The 22,933-nt window shown below is 70.5% G+C and carries 22 protein-coding genes; 4 read left to right on the forward strand and 18 right to left on the reverse strand.

Going from position 1 to position 22,933, the window contains the following annotated elements:
- The first annotated feature begins 149 nt into the window (after positions 1-149).
- Together OHT76_RS07720 and OHT76_RS07725 are read left to right on the forward strand one after the other, a co-directional pair.
- Positions 150-896: a GntR family transcriptional regulator gene (locus OHT76_RS07720; RefSeq protein ID WP_328870000.1), complete on the forward strand. Its 747-nt coding sequence runs from the start codon at positions 150-152 to the stop codon at positions 894-896.
- Positions 893-1,342, forward strand: a complete 450-nt coding sequence (locus OHT76_RS07725) for a hypothetical protein (RefSeq protein ID WP_328870001.1) — start codon at positions 893-895, stop codon at positions 1,340-1,342. The genes OHT76_RS07720 and OHT76_RS07725 overlap by 4 nt, the downstream gene beginning before the upstream one ends.
- Here OHT76_RS07725 and OHT76_RS07730 read toward each other — a convergent pair.
- The 7 genes from OHT76_RS07730 to rpe all read right to left on the reverse strand — a co-directional run bounded on the left by OHT76_RS07730 (position 1,339) and on the right by rpe (position 7,856).
- Positions 1,339-1,791, reverse strand: a complete 453-nt coding sequence (locus OHT76_RS07730) for an Lrp/AsnC family transcriptional regulator (RefSeq protein ID WP_048581051.1) — start codon at positions 1,789-1,791, stop codon at positions 1,339-1,341. The two genes, OHT76_RS07725 and OHT76_RS07730, sit on opposite strands and share 4 nt — an antisense overlap.
- A gap of 10 nt (positions 1,792-1,801) precedes the next feature.
- Positions 1,802-3,289, reverse strand: a complete 1,488-nt coding sequence (locus OHT76_RS07735; RefSeq protein ID WP_328870002.1) for an amino acid permease — start codon at positions 3,287-3,289, stop codon at positions 1,802-1,804.
- A 232-nt stretch (positions 3,290-3,521) separates the two neighbouring features.
- A complete protein-coding gene (locus OHT76_RS07740) occupies positions 3,522-4,016 on the reverse strand; it encodes a GNAT family N-acetyltransferase (protein WP_328870003.1) in 495 nt (164 codons plus the stop codon).
- Positions 4,017-4,104: 88 nt separating this feature from the next.
- Positions 4,105-5,547 (reverse strand): GuaB1 family IMP dehydrogenase-related protein, encoded by a 1,443-nt coding sequence (locus OHT76_RS07745; protein ID WP_328876479.1) that lies wholly within the window; start codon positions 5,545-5,547, stop codon positions 4,105-4,107.
- A 131-nt stretch (positions 5,548-5,678) separates the two neighbouring features.
- A complete protein-coding gene (locus OHT76_RS07750) occupies positions 5,679-5,969 on the reverse strand; it encodes a barstar family protein (protein WP_328870004.1) in 291 nt (96 codons plus the stop codon).
- A 78-nt stretch (positions 5,970-6,047) separates the two neighbouring features.
- Positions 6,048-7,091, reverse strand: coding sequence for a sugar-binding transcriptional regulator (locus OHT76_RS07755; RefSeq protein WP_328870005.1), 1,044 nt, complete (start codon positions 7,089-7,091; stop codon positions 6,048-6,050).
- A 78-nt stretch (positions 7,092-7,169) separates the two neighbouring features.
- Positions 7,170-7,856 (reverse strand): ribulose-phosphate 3-epimerase, encoded by a 687-nt coding sequence (rpe, locus tag OHT76_RS07760; protein ID WP_328870006.1) that lies wholly within the window; start codon positions 7,854-7,856, stop codon positions 7,170-7,172.
- Between the two features lie 107 nt (positions 7,857-7,963).
- Here rpe and OHT76_RS07765 point away from each other — a divergent pair, with 107 nt between their 5' ends.
- Positions 7,964-10,123 carry an MMPL family transporter gene (locus tag OHT76_RS07765; protein ID WP_328870007.1) on the forward strand — a complete coding sequence of 720 codons (2,160 nt, stop codon included), beginning with the start codon at positions 7,964-7,966 and terminating at the stop codon, positions 10,121-10,123.
- A gap of 28 nt (positions 10,124-10,151) precedes the next feature.
- Here the strand turns inward: OHT76_RS07765 and OHT76_RS07770 are convergent, their stop codons facing one another.
- A complete protein-coding gene (locus tag OHT76_RS07770) occupies positions 10,152-11,570 on the reverse strand; it encodes an RsmB/NOP family class I SAM-dependent RNA methyltransferase (protein ID WP_328870008.1) in 1,419 nt (472 codons plus the stop codon).
- 163 nt (positions 11,571-11,733) lie between these two features.
- Positions 11,734-12,666 (reverse strand): methionyl-tRNA formyltransferase, encoded by a 933-nt coding sequence (gene fmt / locus OHT76_RS07775; RefSeq protein ID WP_328870009.1) that lies wholly within the window; start codon positions 12,664-12,666, stop codon positions 11,734-11,736.
- A gap of 262 nt (positions 12,667-12,928) precedes the next feature.
- On the opposite strand from fmt, the gene OHT76_RS07780 reads away from it, so the two are divergent.
- Complete coding sequence (locus OHT76_RS07780; RefSeq protein WP_328870010.1) at positions 12,929-13,471, forward strand: hypothetical protein; 543 nt, start codon at positions 12,929-12,931, stop codon at positions 13,469-13,471.
- Between the two features lie 522 nt (positions 13,472-13,993).
- Here OHT76_RS07780 and OHT76_RS07785 read toward each other — a convergent pair.
- The 9 genes from OHT76_RS07785 to OHT76_RS07825 all read right to left on the reverse strand — a co-directional run bounded on the left by OHT76_RS07785 (position 13,994) and on the right by OHT76_RS07825 (position 22,875).
- On the reverse strand, positions 13,994-16,150 hold the full coding sequence (locus OHT76_RS07785) for a primosomal protein N' (protein ID WP_328870011.1): 2,157 nt from the start codon (positions 16,148-16,150) through the stop codon (positions 13,994-13,996).
- Positions 16,151-16,237: 87 nt separating this feature from the next.
- Positions 16,238-16,516 carry a hypothetical protein gene (locus OHT76_RS07790; RefSeq protein WP_328870012.1) on the reverse strand — a complete coding sequence of 93 codons (279 nt, stop codon included), beginning with the start codon at positions 16,514-16,516 and terminating at the stop codon, positions 16,238-16,240.
- Between the two features lie 131 nt (positions 16,517-16,647).
- Positions 16,648-17,856 carry a methionine adenosyltransferase gene (gene metK, locus OHT76_RS07795; RefSeq protein ID WP_315884637.1) on the reverse strand — a complete coding sequence of 403 codons (1,209 nt, stop codon included), beginning with the start codon at positions 17,854-17,856 and terminating at the stop codon, positions 16,648-16,650.
- A 240-nt stretch (positions 17,857-18,096) separates the two neighbouring features.
- Complete coding sequence (gene coaBC / locus OHT76_RS07800) at positions 18,097-19,299, reverse strand: bifunctional phosphopantothenoylcysteine decarboxylase/phosphopantothenate--cysteine ligase CoaBC (RefSeq protein WP_328870013.1); 1,203 nt, start codon at positions 19,297-19,299, stop codon at positions 18,097-18,099.
- 101 nt (positions 19,300-19,400) lie between these two features.
- Positions 19,401-19,673 (reverse strand): DNA-directed RNA polymerase subunit omega, encoded by a 273-nt coding sequence (rpoZ, locus tag OHT76_RS07805; protein ID WP_003988945.1) that lies wholly within the window; start codon positions 19,671-19,673, stop codon positions 19,401-19,403.
- A 50-nt stretch (positions 19,674-19,723) separates the two neighbouring features.
- A complete protein-coding gene (gene gmk / locus OHT76_RS07810) occupies positions 19,724-20,281 on the reverse strand; it encodes a guanylate kinase (RefSeq protein ID WP_328870014.1) in 558 nt (185 codons plus the stop codon).
- Between the two features lie 60 nt (positions 20,282-20,341).
- Complete coding sequence (locus OHT76_RS07815) at positions 20,342-20,665, reverse strand: integration host factor (RefSeq protein ID WP_003977346.1); 324 nt, start codon at positions 20,663-20,665, stop codon at positions 20,342-20,344.
- Positions 20,666-20,932: 267 nt separating this feature from the next.
- Entirely contained in the window at positions 20,933-21,772 is an 840-nt protein-coding gene (gene pyrF / locus OHT76_RS07820; protein ID WP_328870015.1) for an orotidine-5'-phosphate decarboxylase, read from the reverse strand.
- Positions 21,769-22,875: a quinone-dependent dihydroorotate dehydrogenase gene (locus OHT76_RS07825; RefSeq protein WP_328876480.1), complete on the reverse strand. Its 1,107-nt coding sequence runs from the start codon at positions 22,873-22,875 to the stop codon at positions 21,769-21,771. Before OHT76_RS07825 ends, pyrF begins: the two co-directional genes overlap by 4 nt.
- Positions 22,876-22,933: the final 58 nt, after the last annotated feature.

The following is a 22,933-nucleotide window of genomic DNA, read 5'->3' on the forward strand; positions in this document are numbered from 1 at the left end:
CTCAGTACGCCCGTCGTCGGTGACACGCCCGTAAACACTGGCGAAACCCTGACCCTTGATTCCCTGCACAATCCCGGCTGACACGGATCAACGACAGTTCTCCATTAGGCTGGTCACGCTGTGCACAGCAACCGATCCAGAGGGGAAGCATGACGGCGCGACACGAGGAGATCGCGGGCGAGCTGCGCCGGGCGATCGACCGCGAGGAGTACACCGTCGGCAGTCTGCTGCCCGCCGAGACGGAACTCGCGGCCCACTACGGCGTCTCGCGCGGCACGGTCCGCCAGGCCGTGGCGGCGCTCACCGCCGAGGGGCTCATCGGCTCCCGCCAGGGCGCCCGCCGGGTGGTCCTGGCCAGCCGCCGCAGCCAGAGCTTCGCCGAACTGCGCAGCTTCGCCCAGTGGGCACGCGCGATGGGCCGCGAGGCCACGGGACAGGTCGTCGCGCAGGAGTACCGTCCGGCAACCGCCGAGGACGCGGTACGGCTCCAACTGGCCGCCGACACCGAGGTGTTGCACGTCGTCCGAGTCCGCGGCCTGGACGGCGAGCCGGTCCTGCTGGAGCGGACGGTCTACGCGGACTGGATCTCCCCGGCCGTCGAGTCCATCGAGCCGGACTGCCCGTCCGTCACCCAGCGGCTCTACGAGGACACCGGCCTGGTCTTCGCGTACGGCGAGCATGTCATCGACGCCGTGGCGGCCGGCGCCCAGGACGCCGAGTTGCTCGGCATCCGCCGCACGAGTCCGCTGCTGCGCGTCCGTCGGGTGACCACGACCCGCGAGGGGCGCCCGGTGGAGTGGTCGGACGACCGCTACCGCTCGGACGCGGTGAGCTTCAGCGTCCACAACTCGATAGGGAACAACGCGCTGGCCCGTAAGACGGGGGATGCGATGTGACCGCCGACCTGCCCTACGTCGACGAACACACGACGCTGGTCGTGGCGGACGCCGACGCGCTCTGGCAAGGACTGACGGAGGCGCTGGACACGTCCTTCGACCGGGGCGGCTACGCCCGTCTGGTGGGCTGCGCCGACGTCAGGGCGACGGGGCCACGCCCCTTGGCCGAGGGCTCGACACTGCCCGGCTTCCGTGTGGCCACCGCGGACAAGGGCCACGAGCTGGTCCTCACCGGCAGCCACCGCTACTCGGTCTACTCCCTGACCTTCCGCATCGAAGAGGCGGGGCCGGGCCGGTACCTGCTGAAGGCGGAGACCCGAGCGAAGTTCCCGGGCCTGACGGGCCGCCTCTACAGACGCCTAGCGATCGGCACGGGCGGCCATGCGATGGGCATGAAGCGCCTGCTGGCATCGATCAGGTCTTGCGCCGAACGCTCTACGGTCTAGGTGGGAGACCCCGAGGAGAACCGCCTCAGCAGCGGCGACAGCACCAGCACCGACTTGGTCCGCTCCACGAACGGCTCCCCCGCGATCCGCTCCAGGACCCGCTCGAAGTGCCGCATGTCGGAGGCGAAGACCTGCACGACCGCGTCCGCGTCACCCGTGACGGTGGACGCGGCCACGACCTCCTGATAGCGCTCAAGGCCCCGCCGGATGGTGTCCGGCGAGGTGTTGTGCCGGCAGTAGATCTCGACGAACCCCTCGGTCTCCCAGCCGAGCGCCGACGGGTCCACCCGTACCGTGAATCCGGTGATGGCCCCGGTGGCGCGCAGCCGGTCCACGCGCCGCTTCACGGCGGGCGCGGACAGGCCGACGAGCTGCCCGATGTCCGCGTAGGAGCGGCGGGCGTCCTCGGCGAGGGCGTGCACGATGCGTTCGTCGAGATCGTTCAGCACTGCGGGTGGTTCACTTCACTTCTGGCGTTACGAGAGCTTCGTCCGTCGCGAGACGGGAACGGCGATGGCCGTAAAGGAAGTAGAACACGAGACCCGCCGCCATCCAGAACCCGAAGACCACCCAGGTCACGGTGTCGAGGCTGAACATGTTGTACGCGCAGAACGCGAAGCCCAGGACCGGCAGCACGGGACCGAACGGCACCTTGAAGGTCCGCTCCAGCTCGGGCCGCTTGTAGCGCAGCACGATCACCGCGATGTTGACCAGCGCGAAGGCGAACAGCGTGCCGATGCTGGTGGCGTCGACGAGCTTGCCGAGCGGGATCATCGCGGCGAGGACACCGCAGAACAGGGACACGATCACGGTGTTGAGCCGCGGCGAGCCGGTCTTCGCGTCGACCTTGCCGAGCGCCTTGGGCACCAGACCGTCGCGGGACATCGCGAAGAGGATGCGGGTCTGGCCGTACAGCACGGTGAGGACCACGGACGCGATGGAGATGACCGCGCCGAGCGCGAGCAGGGTGCCCCAGAAGCTCTGGCCGCTGACGTCGGTCATGATCGCGGCGAGGGAGGCCTCGGAGCCCTCGAACTTGGTCCAGTTCCAGGCGCCGACGGCGACGGCAGCGACAAGGACGTACAGCGCCGTGACGATGATCAGCGAGAGCATGATCGCGCGGGGCAGGTCCTTCTTGGGGTTCTTGGCCTCCTCACCGGCGGTGGAGGCGGCGTCGAAGCCGATGTAGGAGAAGAACAGCGTGGCACCGGCGGCGCTGACGCCCGCCATGCCGAGGGGCATGAAGTCCTCGTAGTTGCCGGACTTGAAGCCCATGAAGCCGACCGCGCAGAACAGCACCAGCGCGGCGATCTTCACCGCGACCATGATCGTGTTGGCGCGGGCGGACTCCCGGACGCCACCGAGCAGGAACACCATCGCCAGCAGGACGACGATCAGCGCGGGCAGGTTGATGATGCCGCCCTCACCCGGCGCCGAGGACAGCGCGGAGGGGATCGTGACACCGATCGTGCCGTCGAGGAGCTCGTTGAGGTACTCACCCCAGCCGACCGCCACGGCGGCCACGGAGACGCCGTACTCCAGCACCAGACACCAGCCGCAGACCCAGGCGACAAGTTCGCCCATGGTTGCGTACGCATACGAGTACGAGGAGCCGGCGACCGGGATGCTGCCCGCGAGCTCCGCGTAGGACAGAGCCGAGAACAGCGCCGTGAGACCGGCGATGACGAAGGCCAGGGTGACCGCGGGTCCGGCCTCGGGGACGGCGTCGCCGAGGACGACGAAGATGCCGGTGCCGAGGGTGGCACCGATGCTGATCATGGTGAGCTGCCACAGGCCCAGGGAGCGCCGCAGCGAGCCTCCCTCACCCTGGCCACCCTCCGCGACCAGCGCTTCCACGGGCTTGCGTCGCATCAGGCGCGCGCCGAGCCCCGGGGACGCGGGAGCGGTCTGACTTCTGTCCTGCGGAGGTGCGCCTTGGTCGAGCACGCGTTGGCTCCTTCATCGCTGCCGGTCAGGGCGGCAGGGACAGGCGGCACCCCGTTGAAGCCGGGACCCACCGAGCGGAGTCCCCGCCACGCCACGTACGAGGCGACAGCCTATGAGCTTCGGCGTTGCCGTTGTAATGCAGCAACCTTGCGTGTGCCCGCATGATCATTGCGTTCATCGGGGCTGGGTGGGTGTTCGTTGCACGGCGGCTGTCGACCGTTGCGCGGGGCCCTCAGAGAAGGTCCTTGACCAGGAACGCGCACGAGTCGACGCACTCACGGATCGCGCCGTCGTGGTCCTCGTACGAGTAGCGGTCGAGGTAGTCGGTCAGGGACCGATAGCCGAGCCGCTCGTAGAGCGCGGCGGCCCGCGGATTGTCCTTGCCGACACCGATGCCGACGACGGTCAGGCCCCGCTGCCGGGCCAACTCCTCGGCGGCGCGCACCAGGGCCGTACCGATGCCCCGCGAGCGCAGTTCCTCGGCCACGGCGAGACCGCCGATCTCCGGGCAGCCGGGCAGTGCGGCCCGCACCCCGGCGTCCGCGCAGCCGATCCAGCGCATCTCGGCATGCCCGACGGGCCGCCCGTCGAGCCGGGCGACGAGATAGGTGCACTGGCCCGCCTCCTGGCGCGCGAACCGTCGGGCGTGGAACGAGGTGCGACCGGGCGAGCCGAGGTACCGGTCGAGCAGCGCAATGTCGGCGGCCGTGCAGGCGGTGATCTCCATACCCCGACGGTAGAGCCGGGGCATACGGAACGGCCCCCGATTTTCCCGGGCGACCGGGACAACGGGGGCCGTACGAAAGGGAGTTGCGTCAGCTCCAGCTGGCGTGCAGCGGCTTGCCCTCGGCGTAGCCGGCGGCGCTCTGGATGCCGATGACGGCCTTCTCGGCGAACTCCTCCAGGGAGCCGGCGCCGGCGTAGGTGCAGGAGGAGCGGACGCCCGCGATGATCGAGTCGATCAGGTCCTCCACGCCCGGACGGGCCGGGTCGAGGAACATCCGCGAGGTGGAGATGCCCTCCTCGAACAGCGCCTTGCGGGCCCGGTCGTACGCCGACTCCTCCGACGTACGGTTGGCCACGGCACGCGCGGACGCCATGCCGAAGGACTCCTTGTAGGCGCGGCCCTGGGCGTCGTGCTGAAGGTCGCCCGGGGACTCGTAGGTGCCCGCGAACCAGGAGCCGATCATCACGTTGGAGGCACCGGCGGCCAGCGCCATGGCGACGTCACGCGGGTGCCGGACACCGCCGTCCGCCCAGACGTGCTTGCCGTACTTCTTGGCCTCGGCGGCGCACTCCAGCACCGCGGAGAACTGCGGCCGGCCGACGCCGGTCATCATGCGGGTGGTGCACATGGCGCCGGGGCCCACGCCGACCTTGATGATGTCGGCACCGGCCTCGATGAGATCCCGGACGCCCTCGGCGGCGACGATGTTGCCGGCCACGATCGGGACCTGCGGGTCGAGCGCGCGCACCAGCTTGATCGCGGTGATCATCGACTCCTGGTGGCCGTGCGCCGTGTCGATGACGAGCGTGTCGACGCCCGCGTCGAGCAGCTGCTTGGCCTTGCCCGCCACATCGCCGTTGATGCCGACGGCGGCGGCGATGCGCAGCTTGCCGTTGGCGTCCACGGCCGGGGTGTAGAGCGTGGCGCGCAGGGCGCCCTTGCGGGTGAGGATGCCCGCGAGCTTGCCGTCGGCGTCGACCGCGGGGGCGTAGCGGCGGTTGTGGTGGTCGAGGGTGTTGAAGGCCTCGCGCGGGTCGAGGTCGGCGTCGATCAGCAGCAGATCGCGGGACATGACGACCTCGAGCTGTGTGAAGCGGTCCACGCCGCTCAGGTCGGCGTCGGTGACCACGCCGACCGGCTTGAAGTCGTCGTCGACGACCACACCGGCGTTGTGCGCCCGCTTGGGCAGCAGGGCGAGGGCGTCGGCGACCGTCTGGTGCGGGGCCAGCACGATGGGGGTGTCGAGGACCAGATGGCGGCCCTTGACCCAGGTGACGACCTCGGTGACGACGTCGATCGGGATGTCCTGCGGGATGACCACCAGGCCGCCACGCCGGGCCATCGTCTCCGCCATACGGCGGCCGGCGATGGCGGTCATGTTGGCGACGACGAGCGGGATCGTGGTGCCCGAGCCGTCCGGGGCGCTGAGGTCCACGCCCTGGCGGGAACCGACCGCGGAGCGGCTCGGCACCATGAAGACGTCGTCGTACGTCAGGTCGTACGGGGGCTGGATGTCATTGAGGAAACGCACGTGCTGCACATCCCAGTCGTTCAGAAGTGGCCCCCGGACAGGTCAGCCAGGGGGAAAGAGCACGTACTTCATTGTCCCATGTCGGCCGGAATGCCATACACGGTCAGTTCATCCAGGCTGGTCAGAGGCGCCTAGGAGGATCCTCCAAGGGCAAGGGCCACGGTGACGGCGGAGGCGCCCGAGAACACCTCGCGGGCGATCCCCCACTCGTCCGGCCGCACATCGGCGTACGGCTGCCAGTTCCGTACGACGATCACCGCGGTGTCCTCGGGCCACAGACCCGGATCCGAGAGAACGTCGGCCAGCGCGTCCCAGTTGCGGCCGAAGTAGTCCGGCAGTCCCAGATCCCGCAGGCACCGGTCCATCAGCCCCGCCTTGTCGGTGACCCCGGCGAGGTCCAACGTGGCCAGCACTTCCGTCATCTCAGAACCGCCAAGTCCGTAGTGAGCGCCGATGAACGAAGGGGGCGGCCACCGGGCCACCCCCTTCCTGACATACCGTCACTGTCCGTCCGGGTCGGCCCTGTTGAGCGCGGGCTTCGGGGTCGGTCCCGACGTCATCAGCACATCCGCCGCCGAGGTGTCCGTCACCAGGCTGGTGACAAGCCCCGACCGCAGCACCGCGTCGATCGCGGACGCCTTGCGCGACCCGCCCGCGATGGCGACGACCTCGGGGATACGGCGGAGCTGGTCGGCCTTGACGGTGATGCACCGCTCGCCCAGGTCCCGCCCGACCCGGCGGCCGTCGGCGTCGAAGAGGTGGGCCGACATCTCGGCGGCGACCCCGAGCGAGGCGTAGTGCGCCCGCTCCTGGTCGCTGAGCATGTCGTGCACCGTGGAGATGCCCGGCTCCCAGGAACCGATGGAGACACAGGCGACCGTGACCTTGTCGAAGTACTCGAAGGCCCGGGCGATCCCGGTCTGATTGCGCAGCGCCGCCGCGGTGGCCGCGTCCGGTAGCAGCATCGGCGCGTAGATGGGGTGCGCGTCGCCGCCCGAGACCTGGGCCGCCCGGCGCACCGCCTCCACCGAGCCGCGCTCGGCGGTCCCGGCGTCGTACACGCCGGTCAGCTGCACCACCGTGCACGGCGGCAGCCGGTCGAGCGCGGCCGCCATGTGGATGGTGGACCGGCCCCAGGCCAGGCCCAGCACATCACCCTCGTTCACCAGTTCGCCGAGCAGATCGGCTGCCACTTCTCCCAGGTTCTCCGGGTCGGGAGAGTCCTCGGCCTCCGCCGGCGACTCGACCACGACGGCGTGCCTGAGGCCGTAGCGGGCGCGCAGCGCGTCCGAGCGCTCGGCGTCCAGCTCGGCGGGGACGCGGATCTCGATACGCACGAGATCCCGTTCGAGGGCGGTCTCCAGGACCCGGGCCACCTTGAAGCGGCTGACGCCGAACTCCTCGGCGATCTGGATCTTGGACTTGCCCTCGAGGTAGAAGCGGCGGGCCATGGCCGCCGCCTGCACCAGCTCAGCGGGTCCCATCCGCATGGCTGACCGGCCCGCCGACATACCCGACACGGCGATCTCCTCACTACTGTTCACACTCTGGATTCGCCGTTCATCCTTGCAGATCCGACGCACTGGATCCGCCCTGATGGGCGCCGTTCACGTTCCCTTGGCTCAGTGGTCGCATGCCCACGCGGCGGACTTCGTCGCTCCTTCCGCCTGGGCGCGCAGCGCGCGGACCGCCTCGGCGGGGTCCGCCGCCCCGTACACCGCTGAACCGGCCACGAAGACGTCCGCGCCCGCCTCCGCACACCGCTCGATGGTGGCCGCCGAAACACCGCCGTCCACCTGAAGCCACAGCTCAAGACCGTGCTTGCTGATCAACTCGCGGGTGCGGCGAATCTTCGGGAGCATGATGTCGAGAAACGCCTGACCCCCGAAACCGGGCTCGACCGTCATGATCAGCAGCATGTCGAGCTCGGGGAGCAGGTCCTCGTACGGCTCGATCGGTGTCGCGGGCCTGAGCGCCATGGAGGCTCGCGCGCCCTTGGCCCGGATCTCGCGGGCCAGACGCACCGGAGCGGCGGCCGCCTCGACATGGAAGGTGACGGATCCGGCCCCCGCTTCTACGTACTGGGGCGCCCATCGATCGGGGGCCTCGATCATCAGATGGCAGTCCAGCGGAGTGTCCGTCGCACGGGCCAACGACTCTACGACCGGCACACCGAGCGTGAGGTTCGGGACGAAATGGTTGTCCATGACGTCGACGTGGAGCCAGTCGGCTCCTTCGACCGCCTTCGCCTCGTCCGCGAGGCGGGCGAAGTCGGCGGACAGGATGCTGGGGTTGATCTGCACGGCCATGACCCCAGACTGCCATGCCCTCCGAGGGTTTGGCGTAGCGGTCCCCTTCCTCACGCCCCTTACGGGGCGCCCGCGTGCATGGCATCCTTTCGGCCTCGGGGGTGGCCATGACTGAAAAGCGTGGGATCGCACATCTCGTCTGTGGCCGGCGGGCCAAGTGGGTCGTGCTGGTGCTGTGGCTCATCGTGCTGTTCCTTACGGCTCCGTTCGCCCAGAAACTCACCGACGCCCAGGACAACGACGCCGCCTCCTGGCTGCCCGGCTCCGCCGAGTCCACCCAAGTCCTGCAGACCTCCGAGGACTTCAGGCCCGAGCAGATCCCCGCCATCGTCATCTACGCCCGGGAGAGCGGGCTCACGGCCCAGGAGAGGGCCACGATCGACGAGGACGTGCGCGAGCTGAAGCAGCTCACCGCTCATGGCATCCGCGGTGACGAGACCCGTGGGCCCACCTTCGACCGGGAGACCGACCCGCGCGCGGCGCAGGTGTATGTGCCGATCACCATGGACGAGAAGGGCTGGGAGGAGATCGCGCCCGCGGTCGACGACATCCGGGACATCGTCGGGGAGGGCGGCGACGGGCTCGCCGTCCACATCACGGGTCCGGGCGGTACGTCGGCGGACTTCGCCGAGGCCTTCGAGGGCATCGACTCCACACTGCTGCTGTCGGCCATGGCGGTCGTCATCGTCATGCTGCTGATCACCTACCGCAGCCCGACCCTCCTGCTGGTCCCGCTGCTCGCCGTGATCGCCGCCCTGTTCACCGCGCAGGCCCTCATCTACTTCCTGGCGGAGCACGCGGGCTTGACCGTGAACGGCCAGAGCGCGGGCATTCTCACCGTGCTCGTCTTCGGTGCCGGGACGGACTATGCCCTGTTGCTCGTCGCCCGCTACCGCGAGGAGTTGCGCGGCCACGAGGACCGGCACGAGGCGATGGCACTGGCCCTGCACCGCGCGGGCCCGGCGGTGATCGCCTCCGGCGCGACCGTCGTACTGAGCATGCTGGTGCTGCTGGCCGCCGAGATGAACTCCACGCGCGGCCTCGGACCCGTTGCCGCGATCGGCGTCGCGGTCGCTCTGCTGGCCATGATGACGCTGTTCCCGGCGCTGCTGGTGATCTTCGGCCGCTGGATCTTCTGGCCGGTGATCCCGCACCTCGGCGCCCCGAACCCGCACGAGCGGGGCCTGTGGGCCCGTATGGGCCGTCGTATCGCCGCCCGGCCGCGCATGGTCTGGGCCGTCACGGCGGTGGTCCTCGCCATCTGTTCCCTCGGCCTGATCCAGCTGCGCGCCGAGGGCATCAGCAACGCGGACGCCTTCACCGGAACCCCGGACTCGATCACCGGCCAGGAGGTCTCCGAGCGCTACTTCCCGGCGGGCAGCGGCGATCCGCTCGTCATCATCAGCAACCAGGCGCAGGCCCAGGAGGTCGGCCGAGTCGTCGCGGACACCCCGGGCGTGGTCCCGGAGTCGCTGGGCCTGCCACCGGGCACGAAACCGTCCTTCGAGGGCAAGGTCCTGTTCGAGGCCACCATGTCCGACCCCGCCGACAGCGAGGCCGCCAAGGACACGGTGGAGCGCGTCCGCGACGCCGTGCACGCGGTGCCTGATGCCGACGCCCAGGTCGGCGGCGGTACGGCGGCCCTGCTGGACATGGACAAGGCGACCACGCACGACAACATAGTGATCATCCCGCTGGTGCTGGTCGTGGTGCTGCTGATCCTGTGCGCCCTGCTGCGCGCCCTGATCGCCCCGCTCCTGCTGATCGGCACGGTGATCCTGTCCTTCGCGGCGGCCCTGGGCATCAGCGCCTTCGCCTTCCGGTACCTCTTCGACTACGCGGGCGAGTCGACGGACTTCCCGCTGTTCGTCTTCGTCTTCCTGGTCGCCCTGGGCATCGACTACAACATCTTCCTGACCACCCGGATCCGCGAGGAGGCGGCCCGCCAGGGCACCCGTGCGGGCGTGGTGACCGGACTCGCCGCGACGGGCGCGGTGATCACCTCGGCCGGCCTGGTCCTGGCCGGCACCTTCGCCGCCCTCGGCACGCTCCCGATGGTCGCCTTCGCGGAGATCGGCTTCGCGGTCGCGCTGGGCGTCATCCTGGACACCTTCATCGTGCGCTCGATCCTGGTCCCGGCGCTGTTCCTGGACGTGGGCCCGAAGGTGTGGTGGCCGCACCGGCTGGCGAAGGAGGACGGCGCCGAGCCGGTGCCGGTCAGTCCTGCTGCGGCGGACACACACTCGGGTCGTCCAGCGGGACCGTGAGCCAGGCGATCATCTCCCGCAACCGGCCTCAGGCGGTCCGGCGGATCAGCGCCAGATACATCGCGTCGGTCCCGTGCAGATGCGGCCACAGCTGTACGTCGGGCCCGTCGCCCAGCTCCGGCATGCCGGGCAGCAGCGGGCGGGCATCGATCAGCTCGGCGCCCGGGTGCTGCTTAAGCACGTCGTCGACGACGGCGCGGGTCTCGGCGAGATGCGGGGAACAGGTGGCGTAACCGACGACCCCGCCGACCCGCACGGAGTCGAGCGCGGTGCGCAGCAGGCCCCGCTGGAGCGGCGCGAACCCGTCGAGGTCCTCGGGCCTGCGCCGCCACCGCGCCTCCGGCCGCCGCCGCAGGGCGCCGAGACCGGTGCACGGTACGTCCATCAGCACCCGGTCGAAGGAGCCGGGCCGCCACGGCGGCCGGGTCCCGTCGGCGGCGATGACCTGATACGGCCCGGGATTGCCGTCGAGCGCCTTGGCCACGAGCCCGGCCCGGTGCGGCTGCTTCTCGGAGGCGAGCAGCATGGCTCCGCGTCCGGCAGCGAGTGCGGCGAGAAGCGCGGCCTTGCCACCCGGCCCGGCACACCCGTCGAGCCACTTCTCGTCCGGCCCGTCGAGCGGAGCGTTGGCCAGCGCGAGAGCGACAAGCTGACTGCCCTCGTCCTGCACCCCGGCACGCCCCTCGCGTACGGCCTCGATGGCACCGGGCTCACCACCCTCGGCAAGCCTGACCGCGTACGGCGACCAGCGCCCCGGCACCGCGGCGTCCTCGTCGAGCAATTCCTCGGTGGTGGCCCGTCCAGGGCGGGCGACCAGCGTCACCTCGGGCCGTTCGTTGTCGGCCTCCAGTAGCCGCTCGATCCCGGCGCGTGTGCCGCCGAGCGAGTCCCACAGCGCGGAGACGACCCAGCGCGGATGCGAGTGCACGACGGCGAGGTGCTCCTCGGGATCGTCGTCGTAGGGCGGCGCGACCCGCTCGATCCACTCGTCGAGGTCGTGCTGGGAGACCTTCCGCAGTACGGCGTTGACGAACTTGGCCCGCCCGTCGCCGAGGACGACCCGGGCGAGCTCGACCGAGGCGGACACCGCGGCGTGCGTCGGAATGCGCGTCCCGAGCAACTGGTGCGCCCCGAGGCTCAGCACATCGAGCACCGGCGGGTCGACCTCCCGCAACGGCCGGTCGACACACGCGGCGATGACGGCGTCGTACGTCCCCTGCCGGCGCAGCGTCCCGTACACCAGCTCGGTGGCGAGAGCGGCGTCCCGCCCGTCGAAGTCACCCTGCTCCCGCGCCTTGCGCAACAGCGGCGGCAGCACGAGGTTGGCGTACGCGTCCCGCTCGTCCACGGCCCGCAGGGCCTCGAAGGCGAGAACGCGGACGGGGTCCTTCTTGGGCCGCCGGTAGGGCTTGCCGGGTTTGCGGGGCCGACGGGAGGTGTCGCTCACGAAAAGGTGCTCCGGATTGCTGGATGAAGAGTGCGTCATCGCTGGATGAAGGGTGCGCTCATCGCTGGACGGAGGATGCGCTCATCGCTGGATGATCGGTGTGTCATCGCTGGATACGTGTGCGTCCAGCGTACGTCGCACCGCGTGCCCGGTGCGCGGCCGGTCAGGCCCCGAGGCGCTCCCCGTCGGCGATCCGCGCGCCGCGTGCCCAGTCGGCCGCCCGCATCGGCTTCTTGCCCTGGGCCTGCACCCACAGCAGCTCCACGGCGTACGAACCGGTGCCGACGTGCACGCTGTTCTTGCCGACGGCGAGCGCGCCCGGGGCGAGCTCGTTGCGGTCCGGGACCGGCTGAACCTGGATGAGCTTGAGCCGCTCACCGCGGAAGACGGTCCAGGCGCCGGGCGCCGGCGTGCATCCGCGTACAACCCGGTCGACGCGCAGGGCAGGGGCGGTCCAGTCGATATGGGCGTCCTCGACATTGACCTTCGGGGCCAGGCTGATGCCCTCGCCCGGCTGCGGTACGGCCTTCAGGGAGCCGTCCTCGATGCCGTCCATGGTCGCCGCGAGCAGCCCGGCGCCGGCGAAGGCGAGCCGGGTGAGCAGGTCGCCGCTGGTGTCGGTGGGCCGGATGGTCTCGGTCACGGTGCCGTAGACGGGCCCGGAGTCGAGGCCTTCCTCGATGAGGAAGGTGGTGGCACCGGTGATCTCGTCCCCGGCCATGATGGAGTGCTGCACAGGGGCGGCACCGCGCCAGGCGGGCAGCAGGGAGAAGTGCAGGTTGACCCAGCCGTGGGCCGGGATGTCGAGGGCGACGCGCGGCAGCAGAGCCCCATAGGCAACGACAGGACAGCAATCCGGTGCGATTTCCCTGAGCCGCTCAAGGAACTCCGGATCCCGCGGCTTGACGGGCTTGAGCACCTCGATCCCGGCCTCTTCGGCCCGCTCGGCCACGGGAGAGGCAACCAGCCTCCTCCCCCGCCCGGCAGGAGCATCGGGCCGCGTGACAACGGCGGCCACCTCATGCCGCCCGGAGGCGAGAAGAGCGTCCAGAGCGGGAACGGCGACCTCGGGGGTACCGGCGAAGACAAGCTTCATGGGTGCGTGCGGGCCTCTCGGTCGGGAGTTGGACGGGCAGCACACCAGTCTATTGGGGCGAGGGGAAAGCCGCCGACGACGAGGAACCCCGCAGGAGGGTCCGGCCTCTTGACCAACCTCCACCCCGGCGCACGCATATGCCGGTACGCCCCCTCTGCGTGACCAGCGGAGCGTAAACGCGTTGGTCAAGAAAGAGTTGACCACAACGGGCCGCCGATCACGCGGCCCAATCCTTTTCAACGCCGGTTCGAGAGGCTTGTTCATGGCCGACCACGCAACCCACGACGCCCAGGCTCGGGCCAGCCTGCACTTGCTGGTGCGGGACATCGAGCGGGTCCGCCGGCAGGTGGACGCACTGCGCACGCTCACCGCCCAGTTGGGCAACGTCTACCGCCCGCGCCGCTCCGGCCCGTCCACGGGCTTCGTCGTCTACGGACGCGCTCCCGCCCCGACGGTACGTCTCGCCCAGGAACTGCGGGACAGTGTCGAGACCCTGGTGACGGCGGCCGTGGACTTCGACCGCTCACTCGGCTTCTCGTGGGACGCGGTCGGCTCCGCCCTTGGCGTGACCAAGCAGGCGGTCCACCGCCGCTACGGCTCCCGCCGCGCCGCGACCCAGGCGGCAGCCGAGGCAGAGCGCACGACCGAGCAGGCGAGCACGCGAACGGTAAGCGTCAACACGGGCCTCCCGTCAGTCCCCTCGGTCCCCGCAGCCCGCTCCATGCCCACCCAGCCCACAGCCACCACCCCCACCTTCCGAGAAGACCCCCGCCCCCCAGCCTTCCCAGCCCCCCGCAACGGCTGACACCCCAGCCCCGCGACCCCGGCCCTCCCGCGCCGACATCGGGAGGACCGGGGTCGCGGGGCGCATGCACCCGCCGCCACTGCGGGCAGTCGCGGTCGTGGGGTGCATGCACCCGCCGCCGCTGCGGGCACTCGCGCCGCTGGAGCGCTGCCCACCCGGCAGCCGCGCCGCCCAACCCGCACAGCCGCGGCCAGTCGCGCCGCTCGAGCACTGCCCACCCGGCAACCACGCCGCCCAACCCGCACAGCTACGGCCAGTCGCGCCGCTCGAGCACTGCCCACCCGGCAACCGCGCCGCCCAACCCGCACAGCTACGGCCAGTCGCGCCGCTCGAGCACTGCCCACCCGGCAACCACGCCGCCCAAACCCGCGCCGCTGCGGGCAGTCGTGCCGCTGGGGCGGCACGGGTGGGCGCAGCGGCACCCCGCAAGCGCGGGCGAGCGCACCCACACCCACGGCACCGCAACCCACGGCACCCCACCAGCGCCGAACAGACCCCCACCTCAGCCCCGCGTAGCCAAAGTCACCCAATATCCGGCGGATCAATCCGCACCCGAACCGCCGCCTCCCCACCCGCCCCACCTCGAGCCATCCGAGCAGCCTGCGCAGCCTTCAGCGCAGCGGCCAACGCCGCCCCCCTCCCCGGCGGCACCCGAATCAAGGCCCGCTCCCACCGCTCCCCCGGCGGCGGCCCCCCAACCCGCCGGGGTCGCCCGGGCGCCGTAACAGGCACAGCCACCGGCCCCAACACCTCCGCCTCCCCAGGCAGTTCCACGGCCCGCAGAAACTCCCCCACAGCCTCCGCCGTACCCGACACCTCCGCCATCCGAGACACCGGCGGAAACCCCAGCTCGGCCCGCTCCGCAAGCTCCCGCACCGCATGCCCCACGGGATCCCACCGCACGAGCGCCTGCACAGGCCGCAAGGTCGGCTCAGCCACGACCACCACGGTCCCCCCGACACCCTGCGGCCGCACCAGCGCACACGCCCCGATCCACCGCCGCAACGCATCCTCCCCGGCCCGCAGATCAGGCCGCCCCAGCATGGCCCAACCGTCCAGCAGCAGGGCCGCCGCGTAACCCCCCTCCGCCACCGGCTCAGCCCCCGGCGTACTCACCACCAGCGCAGGCGCCCCCGGCACGGTGTCCAGCACATGCTCCCGCCCGGACGTCCGCACCGGCACAGCAGGAAACGCCCGCCCCAACTCCTCCGCGGTCCGCCGAGCCCCCACCACCTGCGCCCGAAGCCGAAACCCCCCGCACTCCGCACAGTGCCAGGCGCCTTCCTCACGCCCACACCACCCACACCGCAACGCCCCGGCGTCCTGCGCCTCCAACGGCCCCGAACAGTGCCGACACCGAGCAGGCGCCCGACAGTTGGCACACGCCAACCGCGGCACATACCCCCGCCGAGGCACCTGCACCAACACCGGCCCGTGCCGCAACGCCTCCCTGACGACCTGCCAGGCGAGCGTGGGCAGCCGAGCGGCCCGCGCGGCCTCGTCCCGGGCAAGGTCAGCGTCCCCCACCGTCCGCACCAGCGGCGCCGCCCCCCGTACCTGCTCCCGCCCGGCGACCAGCGGCCGAGCCCACCCGCTCTCCACGAGCTGCGCGGCCTCGACGGTGCAGTTCCAACCCCCCAGCAGAAACGCACACTTGTCCTGCGCGGCCCGCAGCAACAACACATCGCGCGCATGCGGCTGAGGAGCATGCGGCTCACTGTGGCTGTCGTCCCCGTCGTCCCAGATGACCACCAGCCCAAGGTCCCGCACCGGTGCGAACATGGCGGCCCGAGTCCCCACGACGGCGCGCACGGACCCGCGCCGCACAGCAAGCCACTCCCGATACCGCTTCTCGGGCCCGGCATCGGCGGTGAGCACGGCATGCCGCCCGTCCCCCAACAGAGCGGTCAACGAGGCATCGACCCGCGCAACAGCCCGCCCGTCGGGCAGCACGACCAAAGCTCCACGCCCCGACGCCAGCGTCGCCGCGACAACCCGAGCGATCTCCTCGCTCCACTCAGGCCCGGGCAAGGCGCTCCACACGGCCCGAGGCGACCCACCCGAGGCCAGCGCCTGCAGAAACGCGTCCCCATGCTCGTACCGCCCCCAGGACCCCACCTCAGGCACCCCCGGCGCCGGCAACGGCTCGGGAGAGGGCCGCTGCTCGGCCCGGGCGCTGCGCGGCGGAACAGCGAGCTGAAGCACATCGGCCAGACTCCCCGCATACCGGTCCGCGACAGCCCGGGCCAACCCCAGCAGCTCCTCATCGAGCACCCGCTCCGGCGACACGACCTGAGCCAGCGCAGCCAACGGCCCCGAGTAGTCGGACTCGGCCAGCCGCTCGACAAGAAACCCGTCGATCAGCCCCCCACCCTCACGACGCCCCTCCCGCACCCGATGCCGCCCGGCCCCGAACCGCACCCGCACCCGCACCCCGGGCTGCGCATCGGCATCCAGCTCCTCCGGCACCGCATAGTCGAAGTACCGATCAAGATGCAGCACCCCCTTGTCCACCAAGACCCGGGCAACAGGCAACTCCGGAGCAAGCGCGGCCCCCCGCCAGGTCCGAGGCTTGGCCCGAGGCGTCTTGGCCTGACGCACACTCTCCCGAATAAACGCGAGCTGCTCCGGCGGCGCCCCCTCAGCCCCACCACGGACCTGCCCATCCTCGCTGCTCACACTTGCATTCTTACCAAATGCCACTGACACCCGACGCCGGAGCAGCCTGCACTCGGCCGTCCGACCCCGTCCCACGCGACCACGTACTCACTTGCCCACGCATGGCCAAAACCGCTTTCTCGACGCGACGCCCGATGTCGGCTTCCCTCCGCATGAGGAAACGGGAAACGCCACGCTGCGACGCATCGGGTACCGCAGCGTGCGTGATGCCCTGGTCGCCTGCTGGGTCGGCGTACTGCGGCCCGGTTCGGTTTCGCAGCCGACGATCCGGATGTCCATCTCTTCGCCGATCGGCTTCTCCAACTCGCTCAGGCCCACGGCAAGACCGGAGCCGCCGAGGAGATCAAACGCCGTTTCGGCCTCCACGGAGGTGACCGGTCCGAGGACGACGCCGCGGGAGACGAGGCGCCACCCGAATCCGGCGCACCACGCGAGTAACGAGCCGAGGCCCGGCACTCCCAAGGGAGTGCCGGGCCTCGTCAGCTGACAGCGGAGTCCTACAGCCCCGCCGCCGCGCGCAGCGCGTCCACACGGTCCGTGCGCTCCCAGGTGAACTCGGGGAGCTCGCGGCCGAAGTGGCCGTACGCGGCCGTCTGGGCGTAGATCGGGCGGAGCAGGTCGAGGTCGCGGATGATCGCGGCCGGGCGGAGGTCGAAGACCTCGTCGATCGCCTTCTCGATCTTCTCGGCGTCGATCTTGGCCGTGCCGAAGGTCTCGACGAACAGACCGACCGGCTCGGCCTTGCCGATGGCGTACGCCACCTGGACCTCGCAGCGGGAGGCGAGGCCCGCCGCGACGACGTTCTTGGCGACCCAGCGCATCGCGTAGGCGGCCGAGCGGTCCACCTTGGACGGGTCCTTGCCGGAGAAGGCGCCGCCGCCGTGGCGGGCCATGCCGCCGTAGGTGTCGATGATGATCTTGCGGCCGGTGAGGCCGGCGTCGCCCATCGGGCCGCCGATCTCGAAGCGGCCGGTCGGGTTGACCAGCAGGCGGTAGCCCTCGGTGTCCAGCTTGATGCCCTCGTCCAGGAGCGCCTTCAGCTCCGGCTCCACGACGAACTCGCGGATGTCGGGGGCGAGCAGCGACTCCAGGTCGATGTCGGAGGCGTGCTGCGAGGAGACGACGACCGTGTCGAGACGGACGGCCTTGTCGCCGTCGTACTCGATGGTGACCTGCGTCTTGCCGTCGGGCCGCAGGTAGGGGATGGTGCCGTTCTTGCGGACTTCGGACAGGCGCTTCGACAGACGGTGCGCCAGGAAGATCGGCAGCGGCATCAGCGTCGGCGTCTCGTCCGTCGCGTAGCCGAACATCAGGCCCTGGTCGCCCGCGCCCTGCTTGTCCAGCTCGTCCTCGTCGCCCTCGACGCGGCTCTCGTACGCCGTGTCGACGCCCTGCGCGATGTCGGGGGACTGCGCGCCGATCGACACCGAAACGCCACAGGAGGCGCCGTCGAAGCCCTTCTTCGAGGAGTCGTAGCCGATCTCGAGGATCTTGTTACGGACCAGCGTCGCGATGTCCGCGTACGTCTTGGTCGTGACCTCGCCGGCCACATGCACCAGGCCGGTGGTGATCAGCGTCTCGACGGCGACCCGGGAGGTCGGGTCCTCACGCAGAAGCGCGTCGAGAATGGTGTCGCTGATCTGGTCAGCGATCTTGTCGGGGTGACCCTCGGTCACAGACTCCGAGGTGAACAGGCGACGGGACACAACGCTCCCTGGGGTTGCAGCGGCTGCTGGCTGATCATTGGCGGACGGGCTCGGGGGCTGCGCCCGGCGACGTCCGAGAACAGTTTATCGGTCGCGCTCGGCCACAGGCCCACCTGTCTCGCCTCTCGGGAGCGCTGTGACCTGCGGCACGGGCATTCTGCCCAATCTTCCACGGCCTTGACCAGGGGCGCCACACCCCAATGTGCGGGGTTTCAGGAGGCCGTGAAGCGAATGCGGCATTCAGCTCAGGCGCCCGGCCACCAGATCCCACACGGTTTCGGCCAGGGCCTCCTTGGGACCGTACGGCACGGGCGTCTCGGTGCCGTCGGCGCCCAGCACCACGGCCTCGTTCTCCTCGGAGCCGAAGGTCTTGCGCTCCCCCACCTCGTTCACCACGAGCAGATCGCAGCCCTTGCGTGCCAGCTTGGCACGGCCGTTGGCCAACACATCGTCCGTCTCCGCGGCGAATCCGACGACCACCTGGCCGGGGCGGGCCCGGTCGGCGGAGATCTCCGCGAGGATGTCCGGATTCCGCACCAGGACGATCGGGTCCGGGTCCTGGCCGTCCTTCTTCTTGATCTTTCCGGCGGCGTACGTCTCAGGGCGGAAGTCCGCGACCGCCGCGGCCATGACGACCGCGTCGGCGTCGGCGGCCGCCTTCAGCACCGCCTCCCGCAGCTGTACGGCCGTTCCGACCTGGACGACGTCCACGCCCGCCGGGTCCGGCAGCCCGGTGTTCGCGGCGATCAGCGTGACGCGGGCACCCCGCGCGGCGGCGGTACGGGCAAGGGCGTAGCCCTGCTTGCCGGAGGAGCGGTTGCCGAGGAAGCGGACCGGGTCCAAGGGCTCGCGGGTGCCGCCGGCGCTCACGACGACGTGCCGCCCGTTGAGGTCGGGCTCGGTGACGCCCCTGGCCAGCACCCGGCGACAGACCTCGAAGATCTCCCCCGGGTCCGGCAGCCTGCCCTTGCCTGTGTCGACGCCGGTGAGGCGGCCGACGGCCGGTTCGATGACGACGGCGCCGCGGCGGCGCAGCGTCGCCACGTTCTCCTGGGTGGCCGGGTGCTCCCACATCTCCGTGTGCATGGCCGGGGCGAAGACGACCGGGCAGCGGGCGGTGAGCAGGGTGTTGGTCAGCAGGTCGTCGGCGAGGCCGTGGGCGGCCTTGGCGAGCATGTCCGCGGTGGCCGGGGCGACCACGACGAGGTCGGCGTGCTGGCCGATGCGGACGTGCGGCACCTCGTGGACGTCGTCCCACACCTCGGTCGAGACAGGGTTGCCGGACAGGGCGGACCAGGTGGCGGCGCCGACGAAGTGCAGCGCGGAGGCGGTGGGCACGACGCGGACGTCATGTCCCGACTCCGTCAGCCTTCGCAGCAGCTCACAGGCCTTGTACGCGGCGATACCGCCGCTCACACCCAGAACGACCCTCGGCTTGTCCACGGTCTCTCCCCGGCTCGGAAACGTACAACCCCCATCACACACCACAGGCCCGGCAGCATGACTGCCGGGCCTGTGGAAAAGACTGCTGCAAGCAGGAAATATTACTGCGCCGGGCCCTCAACGGCCTCGGACGTCAGCAGTCCCGCGTTGATCTCCCGCAGGGCGATCGAGAGCGGCTTCTCGTGGACGTGGGTGTCGACGAGCGGACCGACGTACTCGAGGAGGCCCTCGCCGAGCTGCGAGTAGTACGCGTTGATCTGGCGGGCCCGCTTGGCCGCGTAGATCACGAGGCTGTACTTCGAGTCGGTGGCCTCGAGGAGCTCGTCGATCGGCGGGTTGATGATGCCCTCGGGCGCGGAGATGGAAGAGGACACGCTCTACCTTCCGATGGATGGGAAAGATTAAGTCATGCGATCAGAGACGATCACACAACGTCCATCAAGGCTAGCAGCTCGCGCGCCACGTCCTCGACGGAGGTGTTGACCAAGGTCACGTCGAACTCCGGCTCGGCGGCCAGTTCGACCTTCGCCGCCGTCAGGCGACGCTCGATCACCTCGGGCGGCTCGGTGCCCCGGCCGGTGAGCCTGCGCACCAGCTCCTCCCAGGAGGGAGGAGCCAGGAACACCAGACGAGATTCCGCCATGGACTCGCGGACCTGCCGGGCACCCTGGAGGTCGATCTCCAGCAGGACGGGCTCACCCGCCTCCAGGCGCTCCAGCACGGCCGCGCGCGGCGTGCCGTAGCGGTTGCCGGCGAACTCGGCCCACTCCAGCAGCTCGCCGTTGGCGATCAGCTTGTCCATCTCCTCGTCGGTGACGAAGAAGTAGTGGACTCCATGCTTCTCGCCGGGGCGGGGCTTGCGGGTCGTCGCCGACACCGAGAGCCAGACCTCGGGGTGTTCCTTGCGCATATGGGCGACGACCGTGCTCTTACCGACCCCTGAGGGGCCGGAGAGCACGGTCAGCCGCGGACGTTCACTCATGCAGCGATTATTCCAGCAATCCCGGGGTGCCCGGGACTCCCTTCCCGGCAGTGCCCGGGATCAGGAGCCGGTGCTGCCGAACTCACGCTCCAGGGACGCGATCTGGTTGGAACCGAGGCCACGCACGCGGCGGCTCTCGGAGATGCCGAGTCGCTCCATGATCTGCTTGGCGCGGACCTTGCCCACGCCCGGCAGAGACTCAAGGAGGGCGGAGACCTTCATCTTGCCGATGACGTCGTTCTCCTGGCCCTGCTTGATGACCTCGTGAAGGGAGGCGCCGGAGTGCTTGAGTCGATTCTTGACCTCGGCCCGCTCCCGGCGAGCCGCGGCGGCCTTTTCGAGCGCGGCTGCGCGCTGTTCAGGGGTAAGGGGCGGAAGAGCCACGCCTACGTCACCTCGGATGTTGAACTGTCGGATACGGACCGGTGAGGAACCTAGTCGCCCCACACCTGGGGAGCCACGAGCAACACGCTTGCCCTTTGACTCTGCTCGGAGACTAGCGGCCAAGTCCGCCAGAGTCAGCGAGAACAGCGGAAAAGTCCTGGTCAGCCTCCGCCAGGACGGACATTTCAGACATACTGCCCCGGATTTGAGGATGTATTCAGACTCAAGTCGGCCCGCGGCCACTCATCGGAGGACTCGAACAAGCGTCTAAATAGTTACGGCTGCCCGGATCTCCTCCGCGAATCGCTCCGCCGCCGCACGCAGCGCCCCGACGTCGGGACCGTGCCGCAGCACCCCTCGGCTGACGTTCGGCACGACATTGCGCACCGCCGCCCCGAAGACCCGGGGAAGGTCCGCCGGGGTGGCCCCCTGGGCGCCGATGCCGGGCGCCAGGAGCGGACCGTTGATCCTCAGGTCGTAGGACGACAGATCGCCCAGCGTGGCGCCGACGACCGCTCCGAAGGAACCGAGCGGCTCCTCCCCCTCGTTCTCAGCGGCCAGGTGCGCCAGCATTGTCGCGCCGACGTCACGGCCGTCGCGTCGCACCGCGTGCTGGACCTCGCCGCCCTCCGGGTTGGAGGTCAGTGCCAGCACGAACAGCCCCGCGCCGCTCTCCCGCGCGAGCGCCACGGCCGGCGAGAGCGATCCGTAGCCGAGATACGGCGAGACGGTCAGCGCGTCCGAGAACAGCGGGGAGTCCTTGCGCAGGAAGGACTCGGCGTACGCGGCCATGGTCGAGCCGATGTCACCGCGCTTGGCGTCCATCACGACCAGCGCGCCGGCCGCCCGGGCCTCCTCGACCGCCTTCTCCAGGACGGCGACCCCGCGCGACCCGAAGCGCTCGTAGAACGCGCTCTGCGGCTTCAGTACGGCGACCCGGTCGGCCATCGCCTCGACGACCGTACGGCTGAACCGCTCCAGACCGGCGATGTCGTCGTTCAGGCCCCACTCCGAGAGCAGCGAGGCGTGCGGGTCGATGCCGACGCACAGCGGGCCCCGCTCGTCCATGGCACGGCGCAGCCGGGCGCCGAAGGGTTCCAGAGTCATGCGGCCTTCCTTACGTCGGCGCCGACCGCGTCGGCGAGGGTGGCGTACGGGCTGGTGCGCAGGCGGGCGGCGAGCCCCTTGTGGATCGCGCGGCCCCAGAAGGGCCCCTCGTAGATGAAGGCGCTGTACCCCTGGACCAGCGTGGCGCCGGCCAGGATGCGCTGCCAGGCGTCCTCGGCGTTCTCGATGCCGCCCACGCCCACCAGGGTGATGCGGTCGCCCACGCGCGCGTAGAGACGCCGCAGCACCTCCAGGGAGCGTGCCTTGAGCGGGGCGCCGGACAGGCCGCCGGTCTCCTGGACCAGGGCGGGTGCGGAGGTCAGACCGAGCCCCTCGCGCGCGATGGTGGTGTTGGTGGCGATGATCCCGTCCAGGCCGAGCTCGACGGCGAGGTCGGCCACGGCGTCGATGTCCTCGTCGGCGAGGTCCGGCGCGATCTTGACCAGCAGCGGGACGCGGCGCGTGGTGACGGTACGGTCGGCGGCCTCGCGCACGGCGCTCAGCAGCGGGCGCAGCGCCTCGGTGGCCTGGAGGTTGCGCAACCCGGGCGTGTTCGGCGAGGAGACGTTCACGACCAGGTAGTCGGCGTACGGCGCCAGCCGCTCGGTCGACTTCACATAGTCGCCGGTCGCCTCGGCCTCGGGCACGACCTTGGTCTTGCCGATGTTCACGCCCACGACGGTCTGGAAAACCGGTGTACGGGAGGCCAGGCGCGCGGCGACGGCCAGCGAGCCCTCGTTGTTGAAGCCCATGCGGTTGATCAGCGCGCGGTCCGGCACGAGCCGGAAGAGCCGCTTCTTGGGGTTGCCGGGCTGCGCCTCCCCGGTGACCGTGCCGATCTCGACGTGGTCGAAGCCGAGCATCGACATCCCGTCGATCGCGACGGCGTTCTTGTCGAAGCCGGCGGCGAGCCCGAACGGCCCGTGCATCCGCAGCCCGAAGGCCTCGGTGCGCAGCTCCTTGTGGCGGGGCGCGAGCGCGGCGGCGATGAAGGTGCGCAGCACCGGGATGCGTACGGCGAGCCGGATCCAGCGGAAGGCGAGGTGGTGCGCCTGCTCCGGGTCCATCCGCTTGAAGACGAGGTTGAAGAAGATCTTGTACATGGTCCTCACCAGAATTGGTGTCCTCACCAAGAGGGGGACACCGTTTCCGGTGTCCCCC

Origin of the sequence: Streptomyces sp. NBC_00287 (assembly GCF_036173105.1) — a bacterium.
GTDB lineage: Bacteria > Actinomycetota > Actinomycetes > Streptomycetales > Streptomycetaceae > Streptomyces.